We start from the raw sequence: 23,372 nt of genomic DNA, 5'->3' as shown, positions 1-23,372 counted from the left end.
GGAAGAAAAAGATGTTTGCTGGCGTATTGTTTGCCCTCGCGGCAGGGTTGATGTGGGGGTTAATCTTTGTTGGTCCGCTGCTGGTGCCCGATTATCCTGGCACGCTTCAGTCAGCCGGGCGCTATGTCGCCTTTGGCCTGATTGCGCTTCCGTTGGCATGGCACGATCGTCAGCGCCTGCGCAAACTGCTACCTGCCGACTGGCGAGAAGCGCTGAAACTCTCGCTGATAGGAAACCTTCTTTATTATGCGTTTCTCGCCAATGCGATCCAACGCACCGGCGCGCCCGTTTCAACCATGATTATCGGCACGTTGCCGGTCGTCATCGCGGTGACAGCAAACTGGCGTTACGGGCACCTTGAAGGACGGCTCTCCTGGCGTCGACTGATCCCCGCACTCATTATCATTGCAGTGGGATTGCTCTGTGTGAACGTGGCGGAACTGCGGACAAAGAGCGTAGATTTTGAATTAAGCCGCTATCTGACTGGCATCGCCTTGGCAATAATGGCGGTGGGATGCTGGACATGGTATCCGCTGCGCAATGCCCGTTGGATGCGTACGCATCCCCAGCTGAGACCATCGACTTGGGCAACCGCGCAAGGCTTAGTCACCTTGCCGTTGGCGTTGATCATGTATGCGTTGGTGAGTGTTCAGCTTGCCTGGCAACGCCCAGAGTTTGAACTGCCATTGGGCCCGCACCCTGAGGTTTTCGTTCCATTAATGCTGACGATTGGCCTGTTGTGCTCTTGGTTGGGCACCTTATGCTGGAACGCTGCAAGCCAGCGCCTTCCAACCGTGCTCATGGGCCCCTTGATCGTTTTCGAAATCCTGTTTGGCTTGTTGTGGACATTTCTTTGGCATCAAAGCTGGCCGCCACTCTTAACCACAGTCGGTATTGCTTGTTTGATTGCCGGTGTAATTTGGGCAATGCGAATTAAGCCTGAATCGCAGGTGTCTAAAGTCGATGTCTAACGTACTCGCGCTGACAGTGTTGAGGGTCAGCGCGACTCACTGATTTTGAAGCATTTTAAGAATTTGCCGTACTGCTTTTTAGCCCCTATTATCCGCTTTCTTCCTTAATTACCGTTTCTTTCTCTGTTTCTATCGTCTCCGTTCAACCTTCAATAGCCAAAATAAGCCTGTTTGAGAGGGAAGAAAAACGCTCTGTTAACCGGTTTCAGACTTTTAAAGTCCATTCCGGCTATTCTTTAAATCATTGGTTGTGGAAAAACTAGCCATTTAAGTCAGTGAATTAGCCCTGTTTGTGCATATTTATGGCCAGCCTCTGCGTTTTTATTGGCTATTGGCCCTGATAAAACAGCGAGATAAACCAGTTTTTACTTCAGTGAATTGGAAAAACGTCGGGTTCAGTTACCGTTTCGCTTATTTTAAAAGATTAATATTTAGTACCTTTGAACACTATTTTAAACAGACAAACCCTATGCTGATCATTAAAGTGGTAAGTATCTATAAACTATTTATCCTGGATTATTCCTGGAGAAAGTTTTTGGTTTATCCACTAGTGATGGTTGAAATTCATTCAATAGAAAAAGGCTTAGATCCACTCTAAATTGAGAGGTAAGAATCGATTTTATTAAACTTGTTTAAACTGGCTTAACAGAATTGTCTGTATTCAGTTCCGTTGGTTAGCAGGATTAACCTAATAATTAAGAAGCACCAATCTCACCGAAATGAGACTGGGCTAGGGGGAAGTAGCGTAGAAAGCGAGACTTTTTGCTGTTGCGAATCAATTTTACCGCAAAAAAAGAAGCTTAGCCGCAAATCCATTCATTAGGAATCAATGGTGCGGAAAGAGTAGCTACAAATGTCCTGTTAAATGATCTTCATCTCTTCTGGTAAGAACAAATCTCAGCTTTAAGTCCAGGAAAAGCGGTAGCATTGGAATTAACGGTTTTCAGTCCCTGACGGGTAATGATAAACACTGCGGCTAATATCCAGTAAGCGGCAGCTACGGCGCGTCCCGATGTCAAAGGTATCTTGTAAGAAGTTGACTGCTTGACGTTTTTCATTGGTCGTAAAGAAGTTCTTCAATACGCTCTGGAGCATCTCCTTATCTGAATTCAGCGTTTGCAGTTCGCGGGAAAGATTTTGCAATTTCTCTTCCAGCTCTTTGATTTTTCTACCTTCTTCCGAAGATAGCCCAGAAAACTTCTTCTTCCAGCTATAAAAGGTTGCTTCGGAGATGCCAAGCTCCTCACAAATCTCCCTGACTTTTACACCTGATTCAGAAGCTTTAATGGCATTTGTGATTTGATCTTCGCTATATCGTGACTTTCTCATAAATGCGCTTACCTTTCTTATCGATTAATGGATGAGAATGACTTTAATAAATCCTGGCACTGTAAGTTTTCTATTAATGCAGTATTAAAGTGCTCGAATTGAATTGCGAAGGTTAAATTAAGATATTTAGAATAAATATCATCATGGGATAAATCTTATTTTATTCTGATCGGGTTAGGACGCCTTCCTGGAGAAGGGTTTTTGATATAGATTCTTCACATCCTAAATACGAAAAAATTCTACGTACATTGGATATTTAGCATAACCGCCTTGATTAATACGCAGGTTATGACTCTACAAAACTGCGCTCATTTCAGCTTGAAATCGTTTCCATCTCAAGTTATTCGCGCCAAATATAATAAGAATAATCCTGAATTCATTCTCTGAATCGTGCTTTGATTCTCATTTTTTCGGACCAGTTTGGTTTGAAGCCTTTAATTTTCGCCAGGCCCACTGAGCGCTTATTAATTCGTTACAGGGATGTTGTACCGAAGAGGTTGTAGGTCAGTAATATTAAGGAAGAGTCGATGAAATTGAGCGTAATGTCTAATGCCGCCTGGATGATGTCTGAGAAGCTCATCTCTGTGTTTGGCGTCATATTTGTGACTTCTTACGTGGCTAAATCGTTTGGCCCAACGGTGTTTGGTCAAATGGCCTTCTCAACCTCTTTATTTGCCATGGTGCAAACCATTGCAATATTTGGCACCGAAACCATTCTTTTTAAACGTGTGAGTAAAAATGCGTCAAAAGGCTTACGCCTGATGACGATCGCGCGCACCATGCGAATGGTTTTATTGTTGCTCACCTCAATACCTGTGCTGATTTGGGTCTGGTACAACATGCAGGAAAATTTCCTGGCATTTGCACTGGCCTCATTCGTGGCATCGGTTTTTGTCACTCAAGACACGTTCAGCGTTTATAACAATGCGCGGCTTGCCTCACGGTTAAATACCATCGCTAACGCCATTGGCATGCTGCTGAGTTTTACTATCAGTTTCATCATTGCCTGGCAGCGTCTGAATCCACTGTGGCTCACGCTTTCTATTGTGGCGGTGACGTTGGTGCCGTATTTCATCAAACGCTACAACTTTTATCGCGAACACCAGGATCTCATGCCGCCGCGTGAAAAGCGCGCTGCTTATTTGCGTTACTTAATGTACGCCGGCTTGCCGTTAGCCATCTCCAGCATCTTTATTTCTGTGCAGGTTAGAACGGCGCAGATGTTTCTGGCAGGGATTGTTTCAGCACGTGATCTTGGCTTGTTCGCTGCCGCCAACACAATTGCCGCTTCGTGGATTTTTATCCCCGTCGCGCTGATTACTTCCTGCTTTAGCGAGATCTTCAGGGAGCGCGGCGATGCAGCGATAAAATTAGCTGCACGGCTACACGGGTATGTCGTGGGTGTTTCATTGTTGATGTTGCTGATCATTGCGTTGTTCGGTGAGCAGATCATCATCGCTTTATACGGTAAAGAATACACACAATCAGGAAGCCTCATTACGTTGCTGTCGATTGCAACCAGCTTTTCGGCAATGGGGACTGTAGCGTATCGCTACATGGTAAAAGAAGGTGGGTTTAACTATTTGCTGAGGAAAATCATTTGTTTGATGGTCATCAGTGTGCCGCTTTCCTGGTGGCTAATCCAGGACTACGGCGTCATGGGGGCCGCGTGGAGCGTTTTCCTTTCAGAACTGTTGTCCCTTACCGTAATGAATTACTTCTTCAAAAACGGCGTCATTCAAAAGATTCAAGTTTCCTCACTCAACTACAAAACCTACAAATGAGGTCCGATATGCTCAAGTTGAAAGAAGAACTCAGAAGAAGTGTGCAGTATTTCATCAAGAAGATGCCTTGGTCCTATCAGGATCGCATCTACTACTTCCATAAGTTCAGAAAACTGCCCAATCTTCGTCAGCCTAAAGTGTTTAACGAAAAGGTGCTGTACCGCAAATTTATCTACGGCGATTACCAAAATTATGGTCGCTTGTCAGATAAGTTTAGCGTGCGCGAATTCATTGCCGAGAAGATTGGCAACGAATACCTGATCCCGTTGGTACACGAAACCACCGATCCGACCACGCTGAATAGTTTGCCTTGTTGGAAAGGAACGGTGATTAAACCGAACCACGCGTCTAACATGGTAGAAATTCTGTTGGAAGAACCGGACGCGTTGCGTAAGCAGCAAATCATCCATGATTGCTATCGCTGGCTGAAAACGGATTTTGCTAATGAAGCGCGTGAAATCCATTATCGCTACATCAAGCCCCGTATTTTGGTGGAGCAATACATCGGTGATGGAAAAAGTGCGCCGATTGATTACAAGTTTCATATGTTCAACAAGCGTGATGGCAAGTTTGAATATGTGCTGCAAGTCATCTACAACCGATGTCAGCCGCTGTTATCCATGAATTTCTATGTGAATAACCTTAATGAGGCGTTTCACAAGATCCGTGATACCGGGCTGGATGTCACTAACATCATGCCGTCACTGCAACATGCGCTCGATATGAGCAAAAAGCTGGCCAGTGATTTCGACTATGTGCGTGTTGACTGGTATATCCATGAAGAGCGTATTTATTTTGGTGAATTGACGTTTACACCAGGCGCAGGTTTGGTGACAGGGTTAGATCGTGGACTCAATCAAATGATGGGAGACATGTGGATTCAAGATCGTCGCGGAACGCAGAGACCGGGCGTCACAGTGCAGGATGTTAATATCCCTGCCATGTTGAAGAAAATTTAAGAATACACAGCAATATAAAAAACCCCGCGTAGCGGGGTTTTTTATTGGAAAATTTTAAGGCATTGGCCATTCAGCAGGCGCTTGGCTCATCACCTGGATAAACACATCCTTAGAGATGGACATGAAATTGTGCACACTCTCCATAGTGAGTGTAATGCCCATTAAACCGGTGACAAACCAGCAGGTCATGCCCAAACCGATGCCACCACACATGAATGCCATAACGTGATGGCTATCCTGACGAAGTTTGGTTTTCAAGGTGCTGGCAAAAAACATCATAACGGCGCTAAGTAATTCCCAACGCATAACGATAAGACTGGTGGTTAACGTAGCCATCGACTCAACCTCAATAGATCAGTGATTATTCCTGACAATCTGCGGACATCACCGGCGGCGAAAAAGCGTGTCAGGTCGTGCTTTTCCGTCGTCAACCCAAGGTCATAATGTGACTTGGCTCACATTATATCACTCGATTTTATATTTTGAACAAAATTTGCAACTGGTATGGTACAAAAAATTTGATTGAAGTTTGAGCAGAAAGTGGCGGGGAAGAAAAGGTGAGGAAAAACAATTAAGAAGGCGCGCCCGCTTGGGGCGCACTGAAGGCGAAATCAAATTTAGCTAACGGGACAGCATTCGCCCGTGGTTCGTTGGGTAAAGCTGGCCATGCTTTCGCTGCAATCAAAGCTCAGCAGGCGAGGGCGCTGAATGGCCTGACGACGCATGGTGTGGCGATAAGCGGTTGGCGTTTGTGAAAATTGGCGACGGAATACGCGTGAAAAAGTTTGCTGCGAGTCGTAGCCATATTGCATCGCAATATCAAATACGGGACGTTGCGTCAGGCTCAACGCTTCAGCCGCTAAGGTCAGGCGACGTTCACGAATATATCCACCCAGCGTTTGTTTCGTCACGGTACGGAACATACGCTGCAGATGCCATTTCGAATAACCTGATTTTGCTGCGACTTCATCAATAGACAAACTCTTGTCCAGATTTTGGTCAATCCAGTGTGTCAGGGAGTGAATGATCTCTTCTTGCATCATAGCCTCATCCTTCTGGTGATAATTCAATGCGGTATAGGAATTCGTTGTTCTGATGGGAAGCGAGTATAATTCCTCAAGTTAACTTGAGGTAAAGGTCCAAATGAAAAAAGATCGCAACTACCCAAAACCGGTTTTGACGCCGGGCGAAGTCGCACGACGCAGCGGCGTTGCTGTTTCTGCGCTGCATTTTTATGAAAACAAAGGGCTTATCTTCAGCACACGCAACGGCGGCAACCAGCGCCGTTATAGCCGAGACGTGCTGCGACGTGTGGCGATAATCAAGATTGCCCAGCGCATTGGTATTCCTCTGGCGACGGTGAGCGACAGTCTCGAACATATCCCTGCTAATAAACGTATGTCGACCCACGAATGGGATGCACTGACGCAGCACTGGCGTGAGGAACTGGATAAACGTATCGAAACATTGACCCGCTTACGCAACGATCTGGATGGCTGCATCGGCTGCGGTTGTCTTTCGATGCGTGACTGCCCACTACGCAATCCAGGCGATCGGTTGGGAGAGCAAGGTTCAGGTGCGGTACTGCTTGATCCCGAGCAGGATGACAAACTGTCAGGGCGGGAGTGATGTCTATACTTGGCTGATAATCACCTAACAGGGAATCACGATGATCACCGTTCACCATCTTGAGCATTCGCGCTCGCATCGCGTGTTATGGCTGCTCGAAGAGCTGGAAGTGCCTTATCAGATCAAACGCTATCAGCGCGAATCCACCATGCTGGCACCTGAGGCGCTGAAAAAAATTCACCCTTTGGGTAAATCGCCAATCATTACTGACGAAAACCGCGTGGTTGCCGAATCGGGTGCCATCCTCGAATATCTCGAAAATAAATATGATGCCGAATATCGACTGAAACTTACTGATGAGGAAGAGGCGCTGCAATCTCGTTACTGGCTGCACTATGCCGAAGGTTCATTAATGCCATTGCTGGTAATGAAATTGATTTTTGCTCGACTCGGGCAAGCGCCGGTGCCTTGGCTATTGCGGCCGATTGGCGGCATGTTTGGTAAAGGCGTACAAAAAGCCTTTCTTGATAAACAGCTGAAGCTGCACATGCAAATGATTGAAAACCATCTTGTCGCGCATCCGTGGTTTGCGGGCAAGCGTTTCAGCATCGCGGATATTCAAATGAGTTTCCCGCTTTTGGCACTGAATCAGCGTGCCGGTTTGCAGCAGATGCCCGCGACGCAAAAGTGGCTGGAAACGGTGAAACAGCGCGCCGCCTGGCAACGCGCCATTCAGCAGGGCGGCGACATTAACCTGCAAGGCTGAATCCCTTTTTTGTTGCGTAATGCTTGCCGTTGCGCAACCTCTTCTCCTCTTCATAAAATCCTGCAACTTCAAAGCGAAACGCGTGTTACGCAACAGAGCAAGTCTACGTCATACGCGATCCAGTGAAATCTTTATCCTGATTAATGACCATCAAGCAGTTGAAAATGTGCCAGCAAACGCCGGATAATCGTTTGCCTTTTTATTTGCCCATCTTTGAAGGGTCACTTATCTGCGGCAAGGTAAACGTTTGCCTTCTGTTTGACGCCGTTTGGCGCAAACAACTTACCCAGGGATTTCAGGGCGGCGGTCGCAGAGCGATCTACACAACAAAAACTCTTTGAGGCTCAATTATGTCAAACGAATCACGACCGGCCAGTGGAAAACTGGACGCCTGGTTCTCAATTTCTGCTCGTGGCAGCAGCGTTCGCCAGGAAATTCTGGCGGGGCTAACCACGTTTTTAGCCATGGTTTATTCGGTGATTGTCGTGCCAGGTATGCTGGGCAAAGCGGGCTTCTCGCCAACCGCTGTGTTCGTCGCGACCTGTCTGGTTGCCAGCTTTGGCTCCATCATTATGGGCTTGTGGGCTAACCTGCCGATGGCGATTGGCTGCGCCATTTCGTTAACCGCCTTTACCGCCTTTAGTCTGGTGTTGGGGCAGCAGATCAGCGTGCCGGTCGCGCTCGGTGCGGTATTCCTGATGGGCGTATTGTTTACGCTGATTTCCGTGACCGGTATCCGTTCATGGATTTTGCGCAATCTCCCGATGGGCGTTGCGCACGGCACAGGCGTCGGCATCGGGCTGTTTTTGCTGCTGATCGCGGCGGATGGCGTAGGTTTAGTGGTAAAAAACCCGGCTCCGGGTTTGCCGGTAGCGCTGGGTCATTTCAACTCTTTCCCGGTCATGATGTCACTGTTGGGATTGGGTGCGATTATTGGTCTTGAAAAGCGTAAGGTGCCGGGCGGCATTTTGCTGACCATTATTGCCATTTCGGTATTAGGGCTCATTTTCGATCCCGCGGTAAGTTATCAAGGTTTGTTTGCGCTGCCGAGCCTGGCTGATGCCAACGGTCAATCGCTGGTGTTTAGCCTCGATATCATGGGCGCCTTGCAGCCAGTCGTGTTACCTAGCGTGTTAGCGTTGGTGATGACAGCGGTATTTGATGCCACCGGCACCATCCGCGCAGTGGCTGGCCAGGCGAATCTGCTCGATAAAGACGGGCAGATCATCAACGGCGGTCGCGCTTTAACCACCGACTCGGTCAGCAGTCTGTTTGCTGGCTTAGTCGGCGCATCGCCAGCGGCGGTTTATATTGAGTCTGCGGCGGGCACGGCTGCAGGCGGTAAAACCGGTCTGACGGCAATTGTGGTAGGTTTGCTGTTCATGGTGATTTTGTTTATGTCGCCGCTGGCATACTTAGTCCCGGCGTATGCCACAGCGCCTGCGCTGATGTACGTTGGCCTGCTGATGCTGAGTAACGTCGCCAAAATCGACTTTACTGATTTTGTCGATGCGATGTCTGGCCTGCTGACGGCGGTCATTATTGTGCTGACCTGCAACATCGTCACCGGCATCATGCTCGGTTTTGCTGCGCTGGTAGTTGGACGCATTTTTGCTGGCGAATGGCGTAAATTGAATACAGGAACCGTGGTGATTGCGGTAGCCTTGGTGGCTTTTTACGCTGGTGGCTGGGCGATCTGACTGTAGAAGTGGGCGCGCAGAGGCGCGTCCAGGATTATTCTCTTTTTTTACCCCTTGTCGCACGTGTAGTAATCCCAGCAACCTTGGGTTTGTTTTACACTTTAGCGCTTACGACATTGCTTGAGAGACTTTAAGGCGCTTAAGGAAAGCATGGAAATCTTTTTTACTATTCTCATTATGACGCTGGTGGTCTCGCTTTCTGGCGTTGCTGCTCGCATTCTCCCTTTTCAAATACCGCTGCCATTAGTGCAGATCGCGGCCGGTGCGCTGCTTGCCTGGCCAACGTTTGGCCTGCATGTTGACTTCGATCCAGAACTGTTTTTAGTGCTGTTCATTCCGCCGCTGCTGTTTGCTGATGGATGGAAAACACCGATTAGCGAGTTCCTGCATCACGGTCGAGAAATTATTGGATTAGCGTTGGTGCTGGTTCTGATTACCGTGGTGGGAATTGGCTACCTGATTTATTGGCTGGTGCCCGGCATTCCACTGATTCCCGCCTTCGCGTTGGCGGCGGTGCTGTCACCAACCGATGCCGTCGCACTTTCAGGCATTGTCGGTGAAGGGCGTATCCCGAAAAAAATCATGTCGATTGTGCAGGGCGAAGCGTTGATGAACGACGCATCCGGCCTGGTGTCGCTCAAGTTTGCTGTTGCCGTCGCCATGGGCACAATGGTCTTTACCTGGGGCGGCGCCAGCGTTGAGTTCCTCAAGGTTGCGGTAGGCGGTTTGGTTGCCGGTGTTGCAATCTGCTGGCTTTACGGAAAATCGCTGCGCCTGCTGAGCCGCTGGAGTGGTGATGATCCGGCTACACAGACGGTTCTGCTGCTGCTGCTGCCGTTCGCCTCTTACCTGATTGCTGAACATTTGGGTGTGTCTGGTATCCTGGCTGCGGTTGCTGCGGGTATGACCATTACGCGCTCTGGCATCATCCGTCAGGCTCCTTTGGCGATGCGCTTACGTGCTAACAGCGTCTGGCAGATGCTGGAATTCGTCTTTAACGGCATGGTATTCCTGATGCTTGGCCTGCAGTTGCCCGACATTCTGCAAACCTCCATCGACCAGGCTAACGCCGATCCTAATGTCGAGCTGTGGATGCTGTTTGCAGATATCGGGTTGGTCTATGTCTCGTTGATGGTGGTGCGCTTCGGCTGGTTATGGATCATGCAGCGCTTCAGTAAGCGCCTGTTGAAGAAAAAGCCGCTGGAGTTCTCCAACTACTCGTTTAAAGAGCTGCTGATTGCTTCATTCGCGGGTGTACGTGGAGCCATTACGCTGGCGGGTGTGTTATCTATTCCGCTGTTTCTCAGCAATGGCGACCCGTTCCCAGCCCGTTATGAACTGGTGTTTATCGCCACCGGTGTGATTCTGTTCTCGCTGCTGATTGGCGTGGTCATTCTGCCTATTCTGCTGCGTGGCTATGATGGTATCGATAAATCCAGTCATCGCCGTGAGTTGCAAAATGCCCGCGCGGTCATGGCCAGCGTGGCCATTGAGAGCCTACAGAAGATGGAGTCTCGTTTGGAAAATGAGACCACCGAGAACATCGATCCTGAACTGCTGAAAGAGGTCAGCTTGCGCGTGATTGGCAACTTGCGTCGTCGTGCAGAAGGTAAAAATGATATCGATCACGCGCTGTTCGCCGAGAATCTGGAGCGTCGATTCCGTCTGACAGCGCTGCGTGCTGAACGCGCCGAGGTCTATCATTTGCGTGCTACTCAACAGATTTCCAACGAAACCATGCAGAAACTGCTGCACGATCTCGATTTGCTGGAAGCGTTACTGATTGAGAAAGAAGAATAAGTTTTTTACGAGAATGAAATAACCCGCATCATTCATGCTGCAGGAAGGCGGCAAGCGTGTTTATCCTCGGAAGCTTACTCAGGTAAGTGACCGGGGAAAAAAGTGAAGCCAACGCAACAGTAGCGTGAATGATGGCGGGTCACACTGAAAGACGTGGAGCGTCATCGGGCCAATGTTCATGACAGCAATCAATCCATGCTTGCGCACTGCGAGACAAATAGCTGCCCTCACGCCAAATCAGCCCTAAACTCCACTTCAGTTCTGATTCCAGTGGTAGCCACAGCAGCGACTGTTTATCCAGCCTTTGGCAGATCGGCTCCGGCAAAATTGCTACTCCCATTTCGGCCTGTACCATTGCAGCCAGAAAATCCCATTGCCCGCTTCTCACTGCGATCGTTGGCGTAATGCCGAGACGTTGAAACGCCTGCATTAACTGGCGATTAAGCGAAAACTCTTCATTAAAAATCAGTAAAGGATGTTCTGCCAATTCGGACAAACCAATATGGCTGCGATTGAGCCACTCGGCGCGGCGCGGCAGGAGCACGCAAAGGGGATGATGCATCAGCGGCAGCGTATTAAGAGGTAAATCTGCCTCCACGGGTAGCGCGGTAAGCGCGATATCTAAACTGCCCGCCAGCACGGCCTGCTGAACGGTTAAGCCACCAAACTCAGAAATTTTTAGTGCTACGCCAGGATAACGACGGCGAAAAGCGGAAATTGAACCGGCTATCTGCATACCCACCATGGGAGGAATGCCCAATCGTAGCTCGCCGGTTTTCAACTGATTAATGTCGCCGATTTCCGCCTCTAGCTGATGAAACTCCTGCAAAATCGCCAGGCCACGCTGATAAACCGCCTGCCCACTGTCGGTGAGATGCAAGCGGCGACCATCGCGTAATATCAACGTACAGCCCAGCTCTTCCTCAAGTTGACGCAACATTTTGCTGATAGTTGGCTGCGTCACATACAGTTTCTGCGCGGCGCGCGTAAAACTTTGCTGGCGAACCACTTCGGTAAAGTAACGCAACGCGCGGACATCCATGAGCTATTCCTTTTTGGCATGATTTTAATAATATTAATTCATTTTTTTCACCTTCTGTCTGGGATTTATACTGAGCACCTTGAATTGACGGGGAGAAGAAAAAAATGGCGTTAGCAATCAGTCCGCGAAGAATGGGCATGCTGCAACGACTTGGATTGCCACTGCAGCTGGTGCTCTATATCAGCGTGTTTGTAGGCTGCGATCGTCTGGTCAATTGGCTGCATTTGCCGTTGCCTGCCAATATCGTCGGCATGCTGCTGATGTTGGTTTTAATCGTGACACGCATCGTGCCGCTGGGTTGGGTGAAGGCGGGTTCAAACTGGCTGTTGGCGGAAATGCTGTTGTTCTTTATTCCTGCGGTGGTCGCAGTGGTGAACTACGGCGATTTGCTACGTATTGAAGGCTGGCGCATTTTTCTGGTGATTGCTATCAGTACGCTGTTGGTCCTGGCCTCGACAGCCTTAGTGGTGGATCGCGTTTATCGCTTTGAAGTGGCGCGCGCAGCGCGTAAGCAGGGCAATAATGCGTGATTTATTGCTCAGCCTGCTGTGTGTGGTCATTACCTTGTTGATCTATTACCTCAATAAACATCTCTACCGCCGCTGGCGCACCTTGTTGTTAATGCCGCTGGTGATGACACCGCTGGTGCTGGTGGCCTTGCTGATGGTGACGCACATTAGCTGGCAGGATTACATTGCCGAAAGTCACTGGTTGCTGTGGTTGCTGGGGCCCGCCACGCTGGCGTTTGCCGTGCCGGTATATGAAAACATGGCGATCATCAAACGGCATTGGATGTCATTAAGTGCTGGCGTCTTCACCGCAACCCTGGTCGCGGTGTGCAGCTCAGTCTGGCTGGCGCGTCTGTTGACGCTGCCGGAATCTATTCAGCGCAGCCTGGCGGTGCGTTCTATCACCACGCCATTTGCTTTAGCCGCTGCTGGGCCCATTGGGGGTCAACCCGATTTAGTGGCGCTGTTTGTGGTGATCACCGGCGTTTTTGGCATGGCGGTAGGCGACGTTTTATTCTTGCGAATTGCCATCAAACAGGGCGTGGCAAAAGGGGCCGGTTTCGGTGCGGCTTCACATGGTGCTGGCACGGCTCGCGCCTATCAGTTAGGCCAGCAAGAAGGCGTGGTTTCCAGCCTGGTGATGATGCTTTCAGGTGTGCTAACCGTGATAGCCGCGCCATTGATCGGCCATGTAATGTGGGCGATCTGAGTTAAGACTTTTTCAAGCCGGTGCTTATATTCCACCTCTTGTTCTTTCCTTAAAGTGCGTGCTGTTTTTAAACACACAAGGAAGAACACAATGATGAAATTTATAGTCGTCGCCGGCCTGCTTTTGGCAGCATGCGATGTGGATGCAGCCGAACTCAGTGTGAGCGGTAGCAATAGCTGGATAGGTGTGAATCTTGAAAGCGATCACACTGCGTACCCGTTTGAAGCCGGTATCCATTATTATGCGCTACCCTCATTAAGCCTCTCTGCGGGTTATCGCTCTCTTTCGACCGACGCCAATGTTGGGCAGCCAGATCGTCGTTTCATTGGTGGCGCGTTCATCGGCACCGCGTGGCGTTTCTGAGCAAAGGGCGGCAGCGAGAAATCCGCTGCCGTCAACCTAACGACATGTCTGTTTACGTAAAGCTTTCCAAATTTAGTTGTCTCCACATTTCAGGCTGTTAACCTTTGCGCCGAATTAATTGTCCTTTCATGGAGTGGAATCATGTTTAAGCAACTTGTTACTGGGAGCGCACTGGGCCTCGTTTTACTGAGCGGTGCGGCACAGGCAATCGAAGGCAGCGTTGATGTCGGCGAACACAACACCAACCTGAACGTGGGTCTGGGCACAACGTCGCCAGGCCTGTTTTTAAAAGGTAACTGGCTACGTAGCGATCACGATGGCAGCACTTACGGTGCAGGCTTGGGTTACAACGTAGATGTGGGCCCGCTGCGTTTAGCGCCGACCGCAAAGGCGATCTTCACCCATCCTGAAGATGGAAAAGACGGTTTTGCGCTGGCGCTGGGTGCGGGTGCAGCTTACAACTTCAACACCATGTGGGGCTTATATGGCGAATATTATTACGCGCCAGAAGGCTTCACCGATCACCTCGACAGCTATCAGGAAGCCGCGGGCGGCCTGAGCTTCACGCCAATTTCACTGTTGAATCTGCGTGTCGGCTATCAGTACATTGAGCTGAACAACAAAGGCGGACGTAAAGATAACGTGCTGGTCGACGGCCCCTATGTGGGCGCATCACTGCGTTTCTGATCCTGCTGAAATGAGAAAGCGGCTACCTTGGGTAGCCGCTTTTTTTTAGTGCGCTTTACCTTGCTCAATCCCTGCGCCCGTTTGCGAACGAATGAACTGCGCCCGGAAGCGGCTGCGTTCTTCTGCACCCTGTGCGGAGTGATCGGTAATTGAGAACAACCATGTCCCGACAAAGGCGATCAGCATCGAAAACAGCGCCGGATATTCATACGGATAAATCGGTTTCGCGTGGCCCAAAACGGTGACCCAAACTGTTGGCCCAAGGATCATTAGCACCACTGCAGTAATCAAACCCAGCCAGCCACCGACCATCGCACCCCGTGTGGTTAGCTTAGACCAGTACATTGAAAGCAAAATAATCGGGAAATTACAGCTGGCGGCAATCGAGAATGCCAGGCCAACCATGAACGCGATGTTCTGATTCTCAAACAGAATCCCTAACCCAATCGCCACGACGCCAAGCACCAGCACGGTAATTTTTGACACCCGCAGTTCATCCCGCTCGCTCGCCTGGCCTTTACGGTACACGCTGGCGTAAAGATCGTGCGATACCGCAGAAGCGCCCGCCAGTGTCAGGCCCGCCACCACCGCTAAGATGGTCGCGAAAGCCACGGCAGAGATAAAACCAAGGAAAGTGCTGCCGCCAACGGCATTCGCAAGATGAACCGCCGCCATATTGGTGCCGCCAATCAGCGCGCCGCTGGCATCTTTAAAGGCAGGGTTTGCGCCGACCAGTAAAATGGCACCGAAGCCGATAATAAAGGTCAGGAAGTAGAAATAGCCCATGAAACCGGTGGCCCAAAACACGCTTTTACGCGCCTCTTTGGCGTCTGCCACGGTGAAGAAACGCATCAGGATATGCGGTAATCCAGCCGTACCAAACATCAGCCCAAGCCCCAGCGACAGCGCAGAAATAGGATCTTTGACCAACCCGCCAGGCTGCATGATCGCAATGCCTTTCGGGTGCACCGCCATCGCTTCGGTAAACAGCGCATTGAAGCTGAAACCCACCGTTTTCATCACCATGATGGCCATGAACGAGGCGCCAAACAGCAGCAGCACCGCTTTGATAATCTGTACCCATGTGGTGGCGAGCATGCCGCCAAACAGCACATACATCACCATCAAAATACCTACCAGCACCACGGCAACGTGGTAATCCAACCCAAACAGCAGCTGAATCAGTTTGCCAGCACCCACCATCTGCGCAATCAAATAGAGCGCGACCACCACCAGCGATCCGCAGGCTGATAGGGTACGAATGGGTTTCTGCTTCAAGCGATATGAGGCGACATCCGCGAAGGTATAGCGGCCTAAATTACGCAAGCGCTCCGCAATCAGGAACAGGATCATCGGCCATCCCACCAGGAAACCGAGTGAATAAATCAACCCGTCATAACCAGAGGTATAAACCAGTGCAGAAATGCCCAAAAACGAGGCTGCAGACATAAAGTCACCCGCCATCGCCAGGCCGTTTTGGAAGCCGGTAATATTACCGCCCGCCGTGTAATAATCGCTGCGAGAGCGGGTACGTTTCGACGCCCAATATGTGATACCGAGCGTAAAGGCGACGAACACCACAAACATGATAATCGCCTGATAATTCGTCGACTGCTTTTGTACCGCGCCGGTAATCGCGTCAGCAGCCAGCGCAGAGAAGGGCAACAGCAGCGCCACTATCCACAGAGAGAAACGCGTCATGATTTTACCTCACTGAGGATCTGCTTAGTTAGACGATCAAATTCGCCATTGGCGCGCCAGACATAAATGCCGGTCAGCACGAACGACACCACAATCAAACCCACGCCAATCGGAATACCGCGTGTCACATTGGTGCCTTCATGAAGCGGTGTACCGAGCCAGGCGGGGGCAAAAGCGATCAGCAAGATAAAGCCGACGTAAAGCACCAGCATGATCAGCGAAAGCAGCGTAGCGAAAGCCTGGCGCTTGCGAACCAGCTCATGAAAGCGAGGATTACGTTCGATCTGTTGATAGATTGCATCCTGACTTGAAAGGGCGTCATTCATCACAGTTTCTCCAGAGGATTTGCAGGCGTGAACCTCACACAATCGTGCTAATAGGGCATATTGTTATGTGACTACAGAAACACACTACGTAGGGATGGAAGGGCAGGAAGCATGAGGCTTCCCGCCGGATAACTTACGGCATTTTTATGGACTGTTTTTCCTCGAGTAATTTTTCCACTACGCCCGGATCGGCCAGCGTTGAGGTATCCCCAAGATTGCTGGTATCGCCCGCCGCGATCTTACGCAGAATGCGACGCATGATTTTGCCGGAGCGGGTTTTTGGTAGAGAGTCAGTCCAGTGCAACACGTCTGGTGTAGCGATAGGGCCAATCTCTTTCCGCACCCAGTTTCGTACTTCGGTGTAGAGTTCTGGCGAGGGCTCTTCGCCGTGGTTCAGCGTAATATAGGCATAAATCGCCTGGCCTTTGATGCTGTGCGCAATGCCCACCACCGCGGCTTCGGCAATTTTAGGATGAGAAACCAGCGCCGATTCAATCTCCGCTGTCCCCAAACGGTGGCCCGAAACGTTGAGCACGTCGTCCACGCGGCCAGTGATCCAGTAATAGCCATCTTCATCACGTCGTGCGCCGTCACCGCTGAAATAGACGTTTTTAAAGGTCGAGAAGTAAGTTTGTTCGAAGCGCTCGTGATCGCCAAACAGCGTGCGCGCCTGGCCAGGCCAAGAATCCGTAATCACCAAATTGCCTTCACTTGCACCTTGCTGTGGATTGCCCTCGTTATCGACCAGCGCAGGCTGAACGCCGAAAAACGGCTTGGTCGCCGAACCGGCTTTCAGTTCGGTGGCGCCCGGCAGCGGAGTAATCATAAATCCGCCGGTTTCGGTCTGCCACCAGGTATCAACAATCGGACAGCGGCTGTCGCCAATTTTCTTGTAATACCATTCCCAGGCTTCGGGATTGATCGGTTCACCGACCGATCCCATGATACGCAGGCTGCTGCGATCGGTGCCTTCAATCGCTTTATCGCCTTCTGCCATCAGCGCACGGATCGCCGTCGGCGCGGTATAAAGCAGCGTGACTTTGTGCTTATCGACCACTTCCGCCATACGGCTTGGCGTTGGCCAGTTCGGTACGCCTTCAAACATCAGCGTGGTGGCACCACATGCCAGCGGGCCGTAGAGCAAATAGCTGTGACCGGTGATCCAGCCGACGTCAGCAGTACACCAGTAGACGTCGTCCAGATGGTAATCGAAGACAAATTTAAAGGTGGTAGCGGCATACACCAGATAACCGCCGGTGGTGTGCAGCACGCCTTTGGGTTTCCCGGTTGAACCGGAGGTATAAAGGATAAACAGCGGATCTTCGGCCTGCATCTCGGCGGCGGAATGGTTGTGACTGGCATCCTTCATCAGGTCGTGCCACCACACATCGCGGCCTTCTTGCCAATCAATCACTTTACCGGTGCGTTGAAACACCACCACATTGTTGATGCTGGTCACATTGGGATTTTTCAGCGCATCATCAACGTTCTTTTTCAGTGGAATGCTGCGTCCGGCACGAATACCTTCATCGGCAGTGATGACCAGTTTGGCGTTTGAATCCACCACGCGACCCGCTACAGCCTCGGGAGAGAAGCCGCCAAAAATAACCGAATGCACCGCGCCAATACGCGCGCAGGCGAGCATCGCAACTGCGGCTTCCGGCACCATCGGCATGTAAATTGCCACCACATCGCCTTTTTGTACGCCAAGCAATTCCAGTACATTGGCAAAGCGACAAACGTCGGCATGAAGCTGACGAAAGGTGATGGTTTTACTCTCGCTGGCGTCGTCGCCTTCCCAAATAATCGCGGGATGATCGCCGCGCGTTTCTAAATGTCGATCAAGGCAATTTGCCGCCAGATTGAGCGTGCCATCTTCGTACCAGCGAATAGAAATATTGCCTGGCGCAAAGGAGGTATTTTTCACCTGGCTGTAGGGCTTGATCCAATCGAGGATTTTGCCTTGCTCGCCCCAAAAAGCGTCAGGATCGTCAACAGATTGCTGATACATCGTTTGATACTGTTCGGCTGTGATCAGCGCGTTTGCTGCAATATTTTCAGGAACAGGATGTTTATGTATTTGGCTCATGGCGGATCTCCTTGAAGATGTTAATGATATGTCAATCAAAGGTTAAGTGAAGCCCAGCCTGAAGCTTTGTTTCTTTTTTGCGCCATAGATCACGCGTTAATCTTTAAGCGACTGCTAACGCATTTCCCCTTTCTGTTAAGCCTAAGTCCTTGCGCAAAATAGGGAATAAAGTTGCAAATGTTTGTGTCTTTCTCTGTTTAAAAATACAGCAAACGAACCCGACGCCTTTTTAGCCATTCCTGCATAGCTATGCGTAAATTCATCTAACTAATACTTTTCATAACAGCAGGTTAGGGTTTTAGTGTGCAATCAGCACATTATGCTGCTTTGGTGGTGAAGATTTAAACGAAGTCGCCAAGGGTTGCATTTACCTCAGTGAAAATGGTACTTATCTCGCCCCTGTTCTACAGGTATCAACTCAGACCGCGTCTGAAAATGGGTATGGGAATCATCGCATTTCTGTGCGAGGCGCTGTCTACAAACACCCTCTAATTTACCGGGCTTTTTGCTCACTTCCCTGTGTGTATTGTCTTCTGCACCTTCGCAGTTAGAAAAAAACGGGTTTTGACTGAGGAAATTACGCGTTATGAAAGGTTTTAAAATCACCCTTGCCTGGCAGATTCTGATTGCGCTTGTGCTTGGCATCGTGGTTGGCACCGTGTTGCATAATCAGCCAGAAGATCGTGAATGGTTAATCACCAATATTCTCAGCCCGGCGGGCGATATCTTCATTCATCTGATCAAGATGATTGTGGTGCCCATTGTGATTTCATCGCTGGTGGTCGGCATTGCTGGCGTCGGTGATGCGAAAAAATTGGGACGCATTGGCGTCAAAACTATCCTCTATTTTGAAGTGATTACCACCCTTGCGATTGTGGTCGGTATCACGCTGGCTAACGTATTCCAGCCCGGCAGCGGCATTGATATGTCAACGTTGGTCACAGTAGATATTTCCAAATACGAAGCCACCACCGAAGCGGTGCAGAACGGCCCACACAGCCTGGTTGCCACTATTCTGTCGCTGATCCCTCAGAACATTTTTGCCTCGTTGGTGAAAGGCGACATGCTGCCTATCATCTTCTTCTCAGTGTTATTCGGCATGGGCTTATCTGCGCTGCCGTCAGAACAACGCGATCCGTTGGTGAATGTGTTCCGTGGTATCTCTGAAACCATGTTCAAAGTGACGCACATGATCATGCGTTATGCGCCGGTTGGCGTGTTTGCGTTGATCGCGGTCACTATTGCTAACTTCGGCTTTGCTTCACTCTGGCCGCTGGCAAAACTGGTGTTGCTGGTTTACGCCGCGATTCTGTTCTTTGCCTTTGTGGTGCTGGGGTCGGTTGCGCGTTTCTGCAAGCTGCGTATTACCACGCTGATGCGCATTCTGAAGGATGAGCTGATTCTTGCTTATTCGACGTCAAGCTCTGAAACCGTGCTGCCGCGTATCATGCAAAAGATGGAAGCCTACGGCGCGCCGAAAGCTATCACCAGCTTTGTTGTGCCTACCGGTTACTCGTTTAACCTGGATGGTTCAACGCTTTATCAGAGTATTGCTGCCATCTTTATCGCCCAGCTTTACGGTATCGATCTGTCGCTGACCGACGAGATTATCCTGGTGCTGACGCTGATGGTGACCTCAAAAGGCATTGCGGGCGTACCGGGCGTGTCGTTTGTGGTGCTGCTGGCTACGCTGGGCAGCGTCGGTATCCCGCTGGAAGGCTTGGCCTTTATTGCGGGTGTTGACCGCATCATGGACATGGCACGTACCGCCTTGAACGTGATCGGTAATGCGCTGGCGGTGCTGGTTATCGCGCGCTGGGAAGACCAGTTCGATGCGAAACAGGCAGCAGAATATGAATTAAAGCTGCGGACACAGACCGCAAGCTAATCACTGCTTTCTCTATGAAAGGGGCTCAACGGAAATTGAGCCCCTTTTTATTTGGATGTTTCCCGGTAAGAAACACGCGGGTAAGCTGTTTTTTACCGGGAAGCCTGATTACGAAATACCCCGAAGACGTTAAGGTGAGTCTTCGCTCGCTGGCCAGAAATTTAGGTGTGTCGCCTTCAGCGCTAAGTCGCCGCACGTTCACTTCGAAACTGCACAGTAAAAACCTTCCCCGTTACGGCGGGCCGATCTAAAGGTTGCCGAACCCCAGACTTCACCTCCTTTTTTTACCCTTGCCACAGCATCAATAAAAAATTGATCTCACTCGATGAATTAATCATTCGTTATGATAAAACATTAATCGAATAAATTATTCCTAAACGGAGCCTGTCATGAACCTCGATCTTAGCCAGATGATTACCGAAGGCCGTAATCCAGCCAGTCACAATATTGATGAACTCTCTACTGAAGCGATGCTGCGTGTCATTAATGACGAAGACAAAAAAGTCGCGCTGGCGGTTGAAGCGATTGTGCCGCAAATTGCTGAGGTGGTTGATGCAATTTGCGCGGCGTTTAAGGCGGGTGGACGCTTGATCTATTGTGGCGCGGGCACCTCTGGACGTTTAGGCATATTGGATGCCAGCGAATGTCCACCTACCTTCGGCACGCCGCGCAGCCAGGTTATGGGGTTAATTGCGGGTGGGCACACTGCAATTTTACAGGCGGTCGAAAACGCAGAAGATAATCGTGAGCAGGGCGCACAGGATTTAGTCGATATCAACTTTAGCCGTGATGATGTCTTAGTCGGCATCGCCGCCAGCGGGCGCACGCCTTACGTGATCGGCGCGCTTGACTATGCCAACGGTTTGGGCGCGACCACCGCTGCGCTCACCTGTAATCCCAACAGCGCAATGGCGCAGATTGCCCGCATCGCCTTAACGCCGGTGGTGGGGCCGGAAGTGGTCACGGGATCGTCAAGAATGAAAGCAGGTACAGCGCAAAAGTTAGTGCTGAATATGCTCACCACGGGCGCGATGATCCGCAGTGGCAAAGTGTATGGCAACTTGATGGTCGATGTTGAAGCGACTAACCAGAAGCTGGTACAGCGTCAGGTCAATATCGTGATGCAGGCGACCGATTGCGATGAAGCCACCGCCAGCGCAGCGCTGAAGGCGTGTGCGGGCCATTGTAAAACCGCCATTGTGATGGTGTTGGGTGGATTAAACGCTGATGAGGCAAAGTCCTTGCTCGCTAAACATCAGGGCTTTATTCGCCAGGCGCTGTATGACGCAGGAGCACGCTGATGGCGAAAATCACCGACGCGCTGTTACGTGACATCTTGCAGGCCGTGGGCGGTGCAGAAAACGTCGCGGTGTGCGGCAACTGCATGACGCGTCTGCGTTTGACACTCAACCACGCCGAACTGGCCGACATCGGTAAATTAAAAACGCTGCCGGGCGTGCTGGGTGTGATTGACAGCGATGCGCAGTTGCAGATTGTCCTGGGTCCGGGAAAAGCGCAGACCGCGGCTGAAATGATGCAAGCACTGTTGATAAACAGTGACGCTGGATCCGATCTAAAAGCCGTGGCAGCGCAGCATAAACAGCAATACAAGACGAAACAAACCAGCGGGTTGCACCAGTTTTTATCACGTTTCGCCACTATCTTTACGCCGTTGATTCCAGGGTTTATCGGTGCAGGCTTATTATTGGGTTTCGCCACGCTGATTGAGCAAAGCTTTCATCTTACCGCGCCTGGCGATCACGCCCCTGGGTTGCTGCATACCGTGGCGTACATGAAAGTGTTCGGCAAAGGGCTGTTTACTTTTCTTAGCATCCTGATTGGGTACAACGCGCAGAAGGCTTTCGGCGGCACGGGCGTCAATGGTGCGATTATCGCCTCGCTGTTTATTCTGGGTTATCACCCTGACGCCAAGGTGGGTTATTTCAGTGGAATGGAAACATTCTATGGGCTGAGCATTGATCCCCGCGGCAATATTATTGGCGTTTTACTGGCGACAATATTCGGTGCGTGGGTTGAAAAACAGTTGCGAAAAATCATTCCCGATAATCTGGATATGATTCTCACGTCACTTTTCACCTTGATCATTACCGGCGCCATCACCTATCTGTTAATTATGCCGATCGGGGGTGAATTATTTAAAGGCATGTCGTGGTTATTCATCCATTTAAATAACAATCCGTTCGGTTGTGCGCTGCTCGCTGGGCTATTTTTGATTGCGGTAATGTTCGGTATTCATCAGGGCTTTATTCCGGTCTATTTTGCCCTGATGGAAACGCAAGGCTTCAATTCGCTGTTCCCTATATTAGCGATGGCGGGTGCAGGACAGGTTGGTGCTTCGTTGGCACTCTGGTGTAAAGCGGAAAAGGGTGCACTGCTGCGAGCTCAAATCAAAGGGGCAATTGTGCCGGGCCTGTTGGGCGTTGGTGAACCGCTAATTTATGGGGTAACTCTGCCACGTTTGAAACCCTTTATCACCGCATGTGGAGGTGGAGCATTGGGCGGTTTTTTCATTGGTTTGGTGGCATGGCTGGGCTTACCGGTGGGGATGAACACGGTATTTGGGCCTTCAGGTTTAGTCACTTTGCCGTTAATGACCTCCAGTCAGGGTATTTTTGCGGGCATGGCGGTGTATTTGGTGGGTTTAATCGTGGCCTGGATCGGCGGATTTTTACTGACCTGGTGGTTTGGCACACGTGATGTTGATCTCAGCTAACCGGGCCAAATCATACTGTAACCCAGACGGCGTAAAGTGATCTAAGTTCCACTTACGCCGTCTGGTTAAAATAAATTTACCGGGAAGCGCAGTGGTAAATCAGAGCCAATCGTAAGTAAGCTGTAAAAAAAACATTAAGGTATTATAAGCACTAAAGTCTCATGTCAATATAAAGAGAAGGGTTATAGGCTGTTTTGATTCAGCACTTTTTTTCTGGTTACTTCACAACTAATCACTGAATATCCTGCCGCTACGCTTTTGTAATACGTAGCAATTACGTCTATATATCAATTCATAATATTTTCAGCCTTGAGTGATTAATTTTATTCAGTAATGCTCGGCTGTATAAAATAATAATCAGTCACTGATCCCGACTTTTTTTCAGCAATCTGGGAAGCGTTAATTCCTGCAATTTTATCATATCCATCCTTTTTAAACCTTGCCTG

At 50.1% G+C, this 23,372-nt stretch carries 21 protein-coding genes; 14 read left to right on the top strand and 7 right to left on the bottom strand.

Translation table 11 applies throughout. The features are described from left to right. Positions 1–11 precede the first annotated feature (11 nt). Complete coding sequence (locus MUG06_RS12505) at positions 12–971, top strand: DMT family transporter (RefSeq protein WP_243078786.1); 960 nt, start codon at positions 12–14, stop codon at positions 969–971. Positions 972–1,904: 933 nt separating this feature from the next. Here the strand turns inward: MUG06_RS12505 and MUG06_RS12500 are convergent. Then, the gene (locus MUG06_RS12500) at positions 1,905–2,300 is read right to left on the bottom strand and encodes a transposase (protein WP_215847887.1); all 396 of its coding nucleotides are present in this window, start codon (positions 2,298–2,300) and stop codon (positions 1,905–1,907) included. Between the two features lie 527 nt (positions 2,301–2,827). Between MUG06_RS12500 and MUG06_RS12495 the strand changes: the two genes are divergently transcribed. Continuing rightward, positions 2,828–4,084, top strand: a complete 1,257-nt coding sequence (locus tag MUG06_RS12495; RefSeq protein WP_243078785.1) for a polysaccharide biosynthesis C-terminal domain-containing protein — start codon at positions 2,828–2,830, stop codon at positions 4,082–4,084. 8 nt (positions 4,085–4,092) lie between these two features. Further along, the gene (locus tag MUG06_RS12490) at positions 4,093–5,043 is read left to right on the top strand and encodes an ATP-grasp fold amidoligase family protein (RefSeq protein ID WP_215847885.1); all 951 of its coding nucleotides are present in this window, start codon (positions 4,093–4,095) and stop codon (positions 5,041–5,043) included. Between the two features lie 54 nt (positions 5,044–5,097). Here MUG06_RS12490 and MUG06_RS12485 read toward each other — a convergent pair whose 3' ends face one another. Continuing rightward, on the bottom strand, positions 5,098–5,379 hold the full coding sequence (locus MUG06_RS12485) for a YjcB family protein (protein ID WP_215847884.1): 282 nt from the start codon (positions 5,377–5,379) through the stop codon (positions 5,098–5,100). Positions 5,380–5,660: 281 nt separating this feature from the next. Then, entirely contained in the window at positions 5,661–6,086 is a 426-nt protein-coding gene (gene soxS / locus MUG06_RS12480; protein ID WP_215847883.1) for a superoxide response transcriptional regulator SoxS, read from the bottom strand. Between the two features lie 100 nt (positions 6,087–6,186). Between soxS and soxR the strand changes: the two genes are divergently transcribed. The 4 genes from soxR (at position 6,187) to MUG06_RS12460 (ending at position 10,878) form a co-directional block, all read left to right on the top strand. After that, a complete protein-coding gene (gene soxR, locus MUG06_RS12475; RefSeq protein ID WP_215847882.1) occupies positions 6,187–6,672 on the top strand; it encodes a redox-sensitive transcriptional activator SoxR in 486 nt (161 codons plus the stop codon). A 40-nt stretch (positions 6,673–6,712) separates the two neighbouring features. After that, positions 6,713–7,378: a glutathione S-transferase gene (locus MUG06_RS12470; protein ID WP_243078784.1), complete on the top strand. Its 666-nt coding sequence runs from the start codon at positions 6,713–6,715 to the stop codon at positions 7,376–7,378. Positions 7,379–7,728: 350 nt separating this feature from the next. Continuing rightward, the gene (locus tag MUG06_RS12465; RefSeq protein WP_243078783.1) at positions 7,729–9,078 is read left to right on the top strand and encodes an NCS2 family permease; all 1,350 of its coding nucleotides are present in this window, start codon (positions 7,729–7,731) and stop codon (positions 9,076–9,078) included. A 150-nt stretch (positions 9,079–9,228) separates the two neighbouring features. Continuing rightward, complete coding sequence (locus MUG06_RS12460; protein WP_243078782.1) at positions 9,229–10,878, top strand: Na+/H+ antiporter; 1,650 nt, start codon at positions 9,229–9,231, stop codon at positions 10,876–10,878. Positions 10,879–11,017: 139 nt separating this feature from the next. On the opposite strand, the gene MUG06_RS12455 is transcribed toward MUG06_RS12460, so the two are convergent. Beyond that, positions 11,018–11,920 (bottom strand): LysR family transcriptional regulator, encoded by a 903-nt coding sequence (locus MUG06_RS12455; protein WP_215847880.1) that lies wholly within the window; start codon positions 11,918–11,920, stop codon positions 11,018–11,020. Between the two features lie 104 nt (positions 11,921–12,024). On the opposite strand from MUG06_RS12455, the gene MUG06_RS12450 reads away from it, so the two are divergent. The 4 genes from MUG06_RS12450 (at position 12,025) to MUG06_RS12435 (ending at position 14,188) form a co-directional block, all read left to right on the top strand. Next, the gene (locus MUG06_RS12450; protein WP_243078781.1) at positions 12,025–12,450 is read left to right on the top strand and encodes a CidA/LrgA family protein; all 426 of its coding nucleotides are present in this window, start codon (positions 12,025–12,027) and stop codon (positions 12,448–12,450) included. After that, a complete protein-coding gene (locus MUG06_RS12445; protein WP_215847878.1) occupies positions 12,443–13,138 on the top strand; it encodes an LrgB family protein in 696 nt (231 codons plus the stop codon). The genes MUG06_RS12450 and MUG06_RS12445 overlap by 8 nt, the downstream gene beginning before the upstream one ends. A gap of 90 nt (positions 13,139–13,228) precedes the next feature. Continuing rightward, positions 13,229–13,501: a YfaZ family outer membrane protein gene (locus tag MUG06_RS12440; RefSeq protein WP_243078780.1), complete on the top strand. Its 273-nt coding sequence runs from the start codon at positions 13,229–13,231 to the stop codon at positions 13,499–13,501. Between the two features lie 141 nt (positions 13,502–13,642). Next, positions 13,643–14,188: a YfaZ family outer membrane protein gene (locus tag MUG06_RS12435; protein ID WP_243078779.1), complete on the top strand. Its 546-nt coding sequence runs from the start codon at positions 13,643–13,645 to the stop codon at positions 14,186–14,188. 45 nt (positions 14,189–14,233) lie between these two features. On the opposite strand, the gene actP is transcribed toward MUG06_RS12435, so the two are convergent. From actP to acs, 3 genes are all read right to left on the bottom strand, one after another. After that, positions 14,234–15,889, bottom strand: a complete 1,656-nt coding sequence (gene actP, locus MUG06_RS12430) for a cation/acetate symporter ActP (protein WP_215847875.1) — start codon at positions 15,887–15,889, stop codon at positions 14,234–14,236. Further along, positions 15,886–16,215 carry a DUF485 domain-containing protein gene (locus MUG06_RS12425; protein ID WP_215848356.1) on the bottom strand — a complete coding sequence of 110 codons (330 nt, stop codon included), beginning with the start codon at positions 16,213–16,215 and terminating at the stop codon, positions 15,886–15,888. Before MUG06_RS12425 ends, actP begins: the two co-directional genes overlap by 4 nt. A gap of 133 nt (positions 16,216–16,348) precedes the next feature. Continuing rightward, on the bottom strand, positions 16,349–18,304 hold the full coding sequence (gene acs / locus MUG06_RS12420; RefSeq protein WP_243078778.1) for an acetate--CoA ligase: 1,956 nt from the start codon (positions 18,302–18,304) through the stop codon (positions 16,349–16,351). 586 nt (positions 18,305–18,890) lie between these two features. Between acs and gltP the strand changes: the two genes are divergently transcribed. The 3 genes from gltP (at position 18,891) to murP (ending at position 22,926) form a co-directional block, all read left to right on the top strand. Beyond that, entirely contained in the window at positions 18,891–20,192 is a 1,302-nt protein-coding gene (gltP, locus tag MUG06_RS12415; RefSeq protein WP_215847873.1) for a glutamate/aspartate:proton symporter GltP, read from the top strand. A 389-nt stretch (positions 20,193–20,581) separates the two neighbouring features. Further along, positions 20,582–21,493 (top strand): N-acetylmuramic acid 6-phosphate etherase, encoded by a 912-nt coding sequence (gene murQ / locus MUG06_RS12410; protein ID WP_243078777.1) that lies wholly within the window; start codon positions 20,582–20,584, stop codon positions 21,491–21,493. Next, positions 21,493–22,926 carry a PTS N-acetylmuramic acid transporter subunit IIBC gene (gene murP / locus MUG06_RS12405; protein WP_243078776.1) on the top strand — a complete coding sequence of 478 codons (1,434 nt, stop codon included), beginning with the start codon at positions 21,493–21,495 and terminating at the stop codon, positions 22,924–22,926. Before murQ ends, murP begins: the two co-directional genes overlap by 1 nt. Positions 22,927–23,372 lie beyond the last annotated feature (446 nt).

The organism is Pantoea sp. MQR6 (assembly GCF_022761075.1).
In the GTDB taxonomy this organism is placed as follows: Bacteria; Pseudomonadota; Gammaproteobacteria; order Enterobacterales; family Enterobacteriaceae; genus Pantoea; species Pantoea phytostimulans.
Note: the sequence above shows the minus strand (reverse complement) of the source record. Positions and strands in the feature narration are given on the sequence as shown.

What these genes read in the sequence shown, in the direction of transcription:
- MUG06_RS12505 (WP_243078786.1), top strand. Translation starts at nt 12, where the DNA reads ATGTTTGCTGGCGTATTGTTTGCCCTCGCGGCAGGGTTGATGTGGGGG.
- MUG06_RS12500 (WP_215847887.1), bottom strand. Translation starts at nt 2,300, where the DNA reads ATGAGAAAGTCACGATATAGCGAAGATCAAATCACAAATGCCATTAAA.
- MUG06_RS12495 (WP_243078785.1), top strand. Translation starts at nt 2,828, where the DNA reads ATGAAATTGAGCGTAATGTCTAATGCCGCCTGGATGATGTCTGAGAAG.
- MUG06_RS12490 (WP_215847885.1), top strand. Translation starts at nt 4,093, where the DNA reads ATGCTCAAGTTGAAAGAAGAACTCAGAAGAAGTGTGCAGTATTTCATC.
- MUG06_RS12485 (WP_215847884.1), bottom strand. Translation starts at nt 5,379, where the DNA reads ATGGCTACGTTAACCACCAGTCTTATCGTTATGCGTTGGGAATTACTT.
- soxS (WP_215847883.1), bottom strand. Translation starts at nt 6,086, where the DNA reads ATGATGCAAGAAGAGATCATTCACTCCCTGACACACTGGATTGACCAA.
- soxR (WP_215847882.1), top strand. Translation starts at nt 6,187, where the DNA reads ATGAAAAAAGATCGCAACTACCCAAAACCGGTTTTGACGCCGGGCGAA.
- MUG06_RS12470 (WP_243078784.1), top strand. Translation starts at nt 6,713, where the DNA reads ATGATCACCGTTCACCATCTTGAGCATTCGCGCTCGCATCGCGTGTTA.
- MUG06_RS12465 (WP_243078783.1), top strand. Translation starts at nt 7,729, where the DNA reads ATGTCAAACGAATCACGACCGGCCAGTGGAAAACTGGACGCCTGGTTC.
- MUG06_RS12460 (WP_243078782.1), top strand. Translation starts at nt 9,229, where the DNA reads ATGGAAATCTTTTTTACTATTCTCATTATGACGCTGGTGGTCTCGCTT.
- MUG06_RS12455 (WP_215847880.1), bottom strand. Translation starts at nt 11,920, where the DNA reads ATGGATGTCCGCGCGTTGCGTTACTTTACCGAAGTGGTTCGCCAGCAA.
- MUG06_RS12450 (WP_243078781.1), top strand. Translation starts at nt 12,025, where the DNA reads ATGGCGTTAGCAATCAGTCCGCGAAGAATGGGCATGCTGCAACGACTT.
- MUG06_RS12445 (WP_215847878.1), top strand. Translation starts at nt 12,443, where the DNA reads ATGCGTGATTTATTGCTCAGCCTGCTGTGTGTGGTCATTACCTTGTTG.
- MUG06_RS12440 (WP_243078780.1), top strand. Translation starts at nt 13,229, where the DNA reads ATGATGAAATTTATAGTCGTCGCCGGCCTGCTTTTGGCAGCATGCGAT.
- MUG06_RS12435 (WP_243078779.1), top strand. Translation starts at nt 13,643, where the DNA reads ATGTTTAAGCAACTTGTTACTGGGAGCGCACTGGGCCTCGTTTTACTG.
- actP (WP_215847875.1), bottom strand. Translation starts at nt 15,889, where the DNA reads ATGACGCGTTTCTCTCTGTGGATAGTGGCGCTGCTGTTGCCCTTCTCT.
- MUG06_RS12425 (WP_215848356.1), bottom strand. Translation starts at nt 16,215, where the DNA reads ATGAATGACGCCCTTTCAAGTCAGGATGCAATCTATCAACAGATCGAA.
- acs (WP_243078778.1), bottom strand. Translation starts at nt 18,304, where the DNA reads ATGAGCCAAATACATAAACATCCTGTTCCTGAAAATATTGCAGCAAAC.
- gltP (WP_215847873.1), top strand. Translation starts at nt 18,891, where the DNA reads ATGAAAGGTTTTAAAATCACCCTTGCCTGGCAGATTCTGATTGCGCTT.
- murQ (WP_243078777.1), top strand. Translation starts at nt 20,582, where the DNA reads ATGAACCTCGATCTTAGCCAGATGATTACCGAAGGCCGTAATCCAGCC.
- murP (WP_243078776.1), top strand. Translation starts at nt 21,493, where the DNA reads ATGGCGAAAATCACCGACGCGCTGTTACGTGACATCTTGCAGGCCGTG.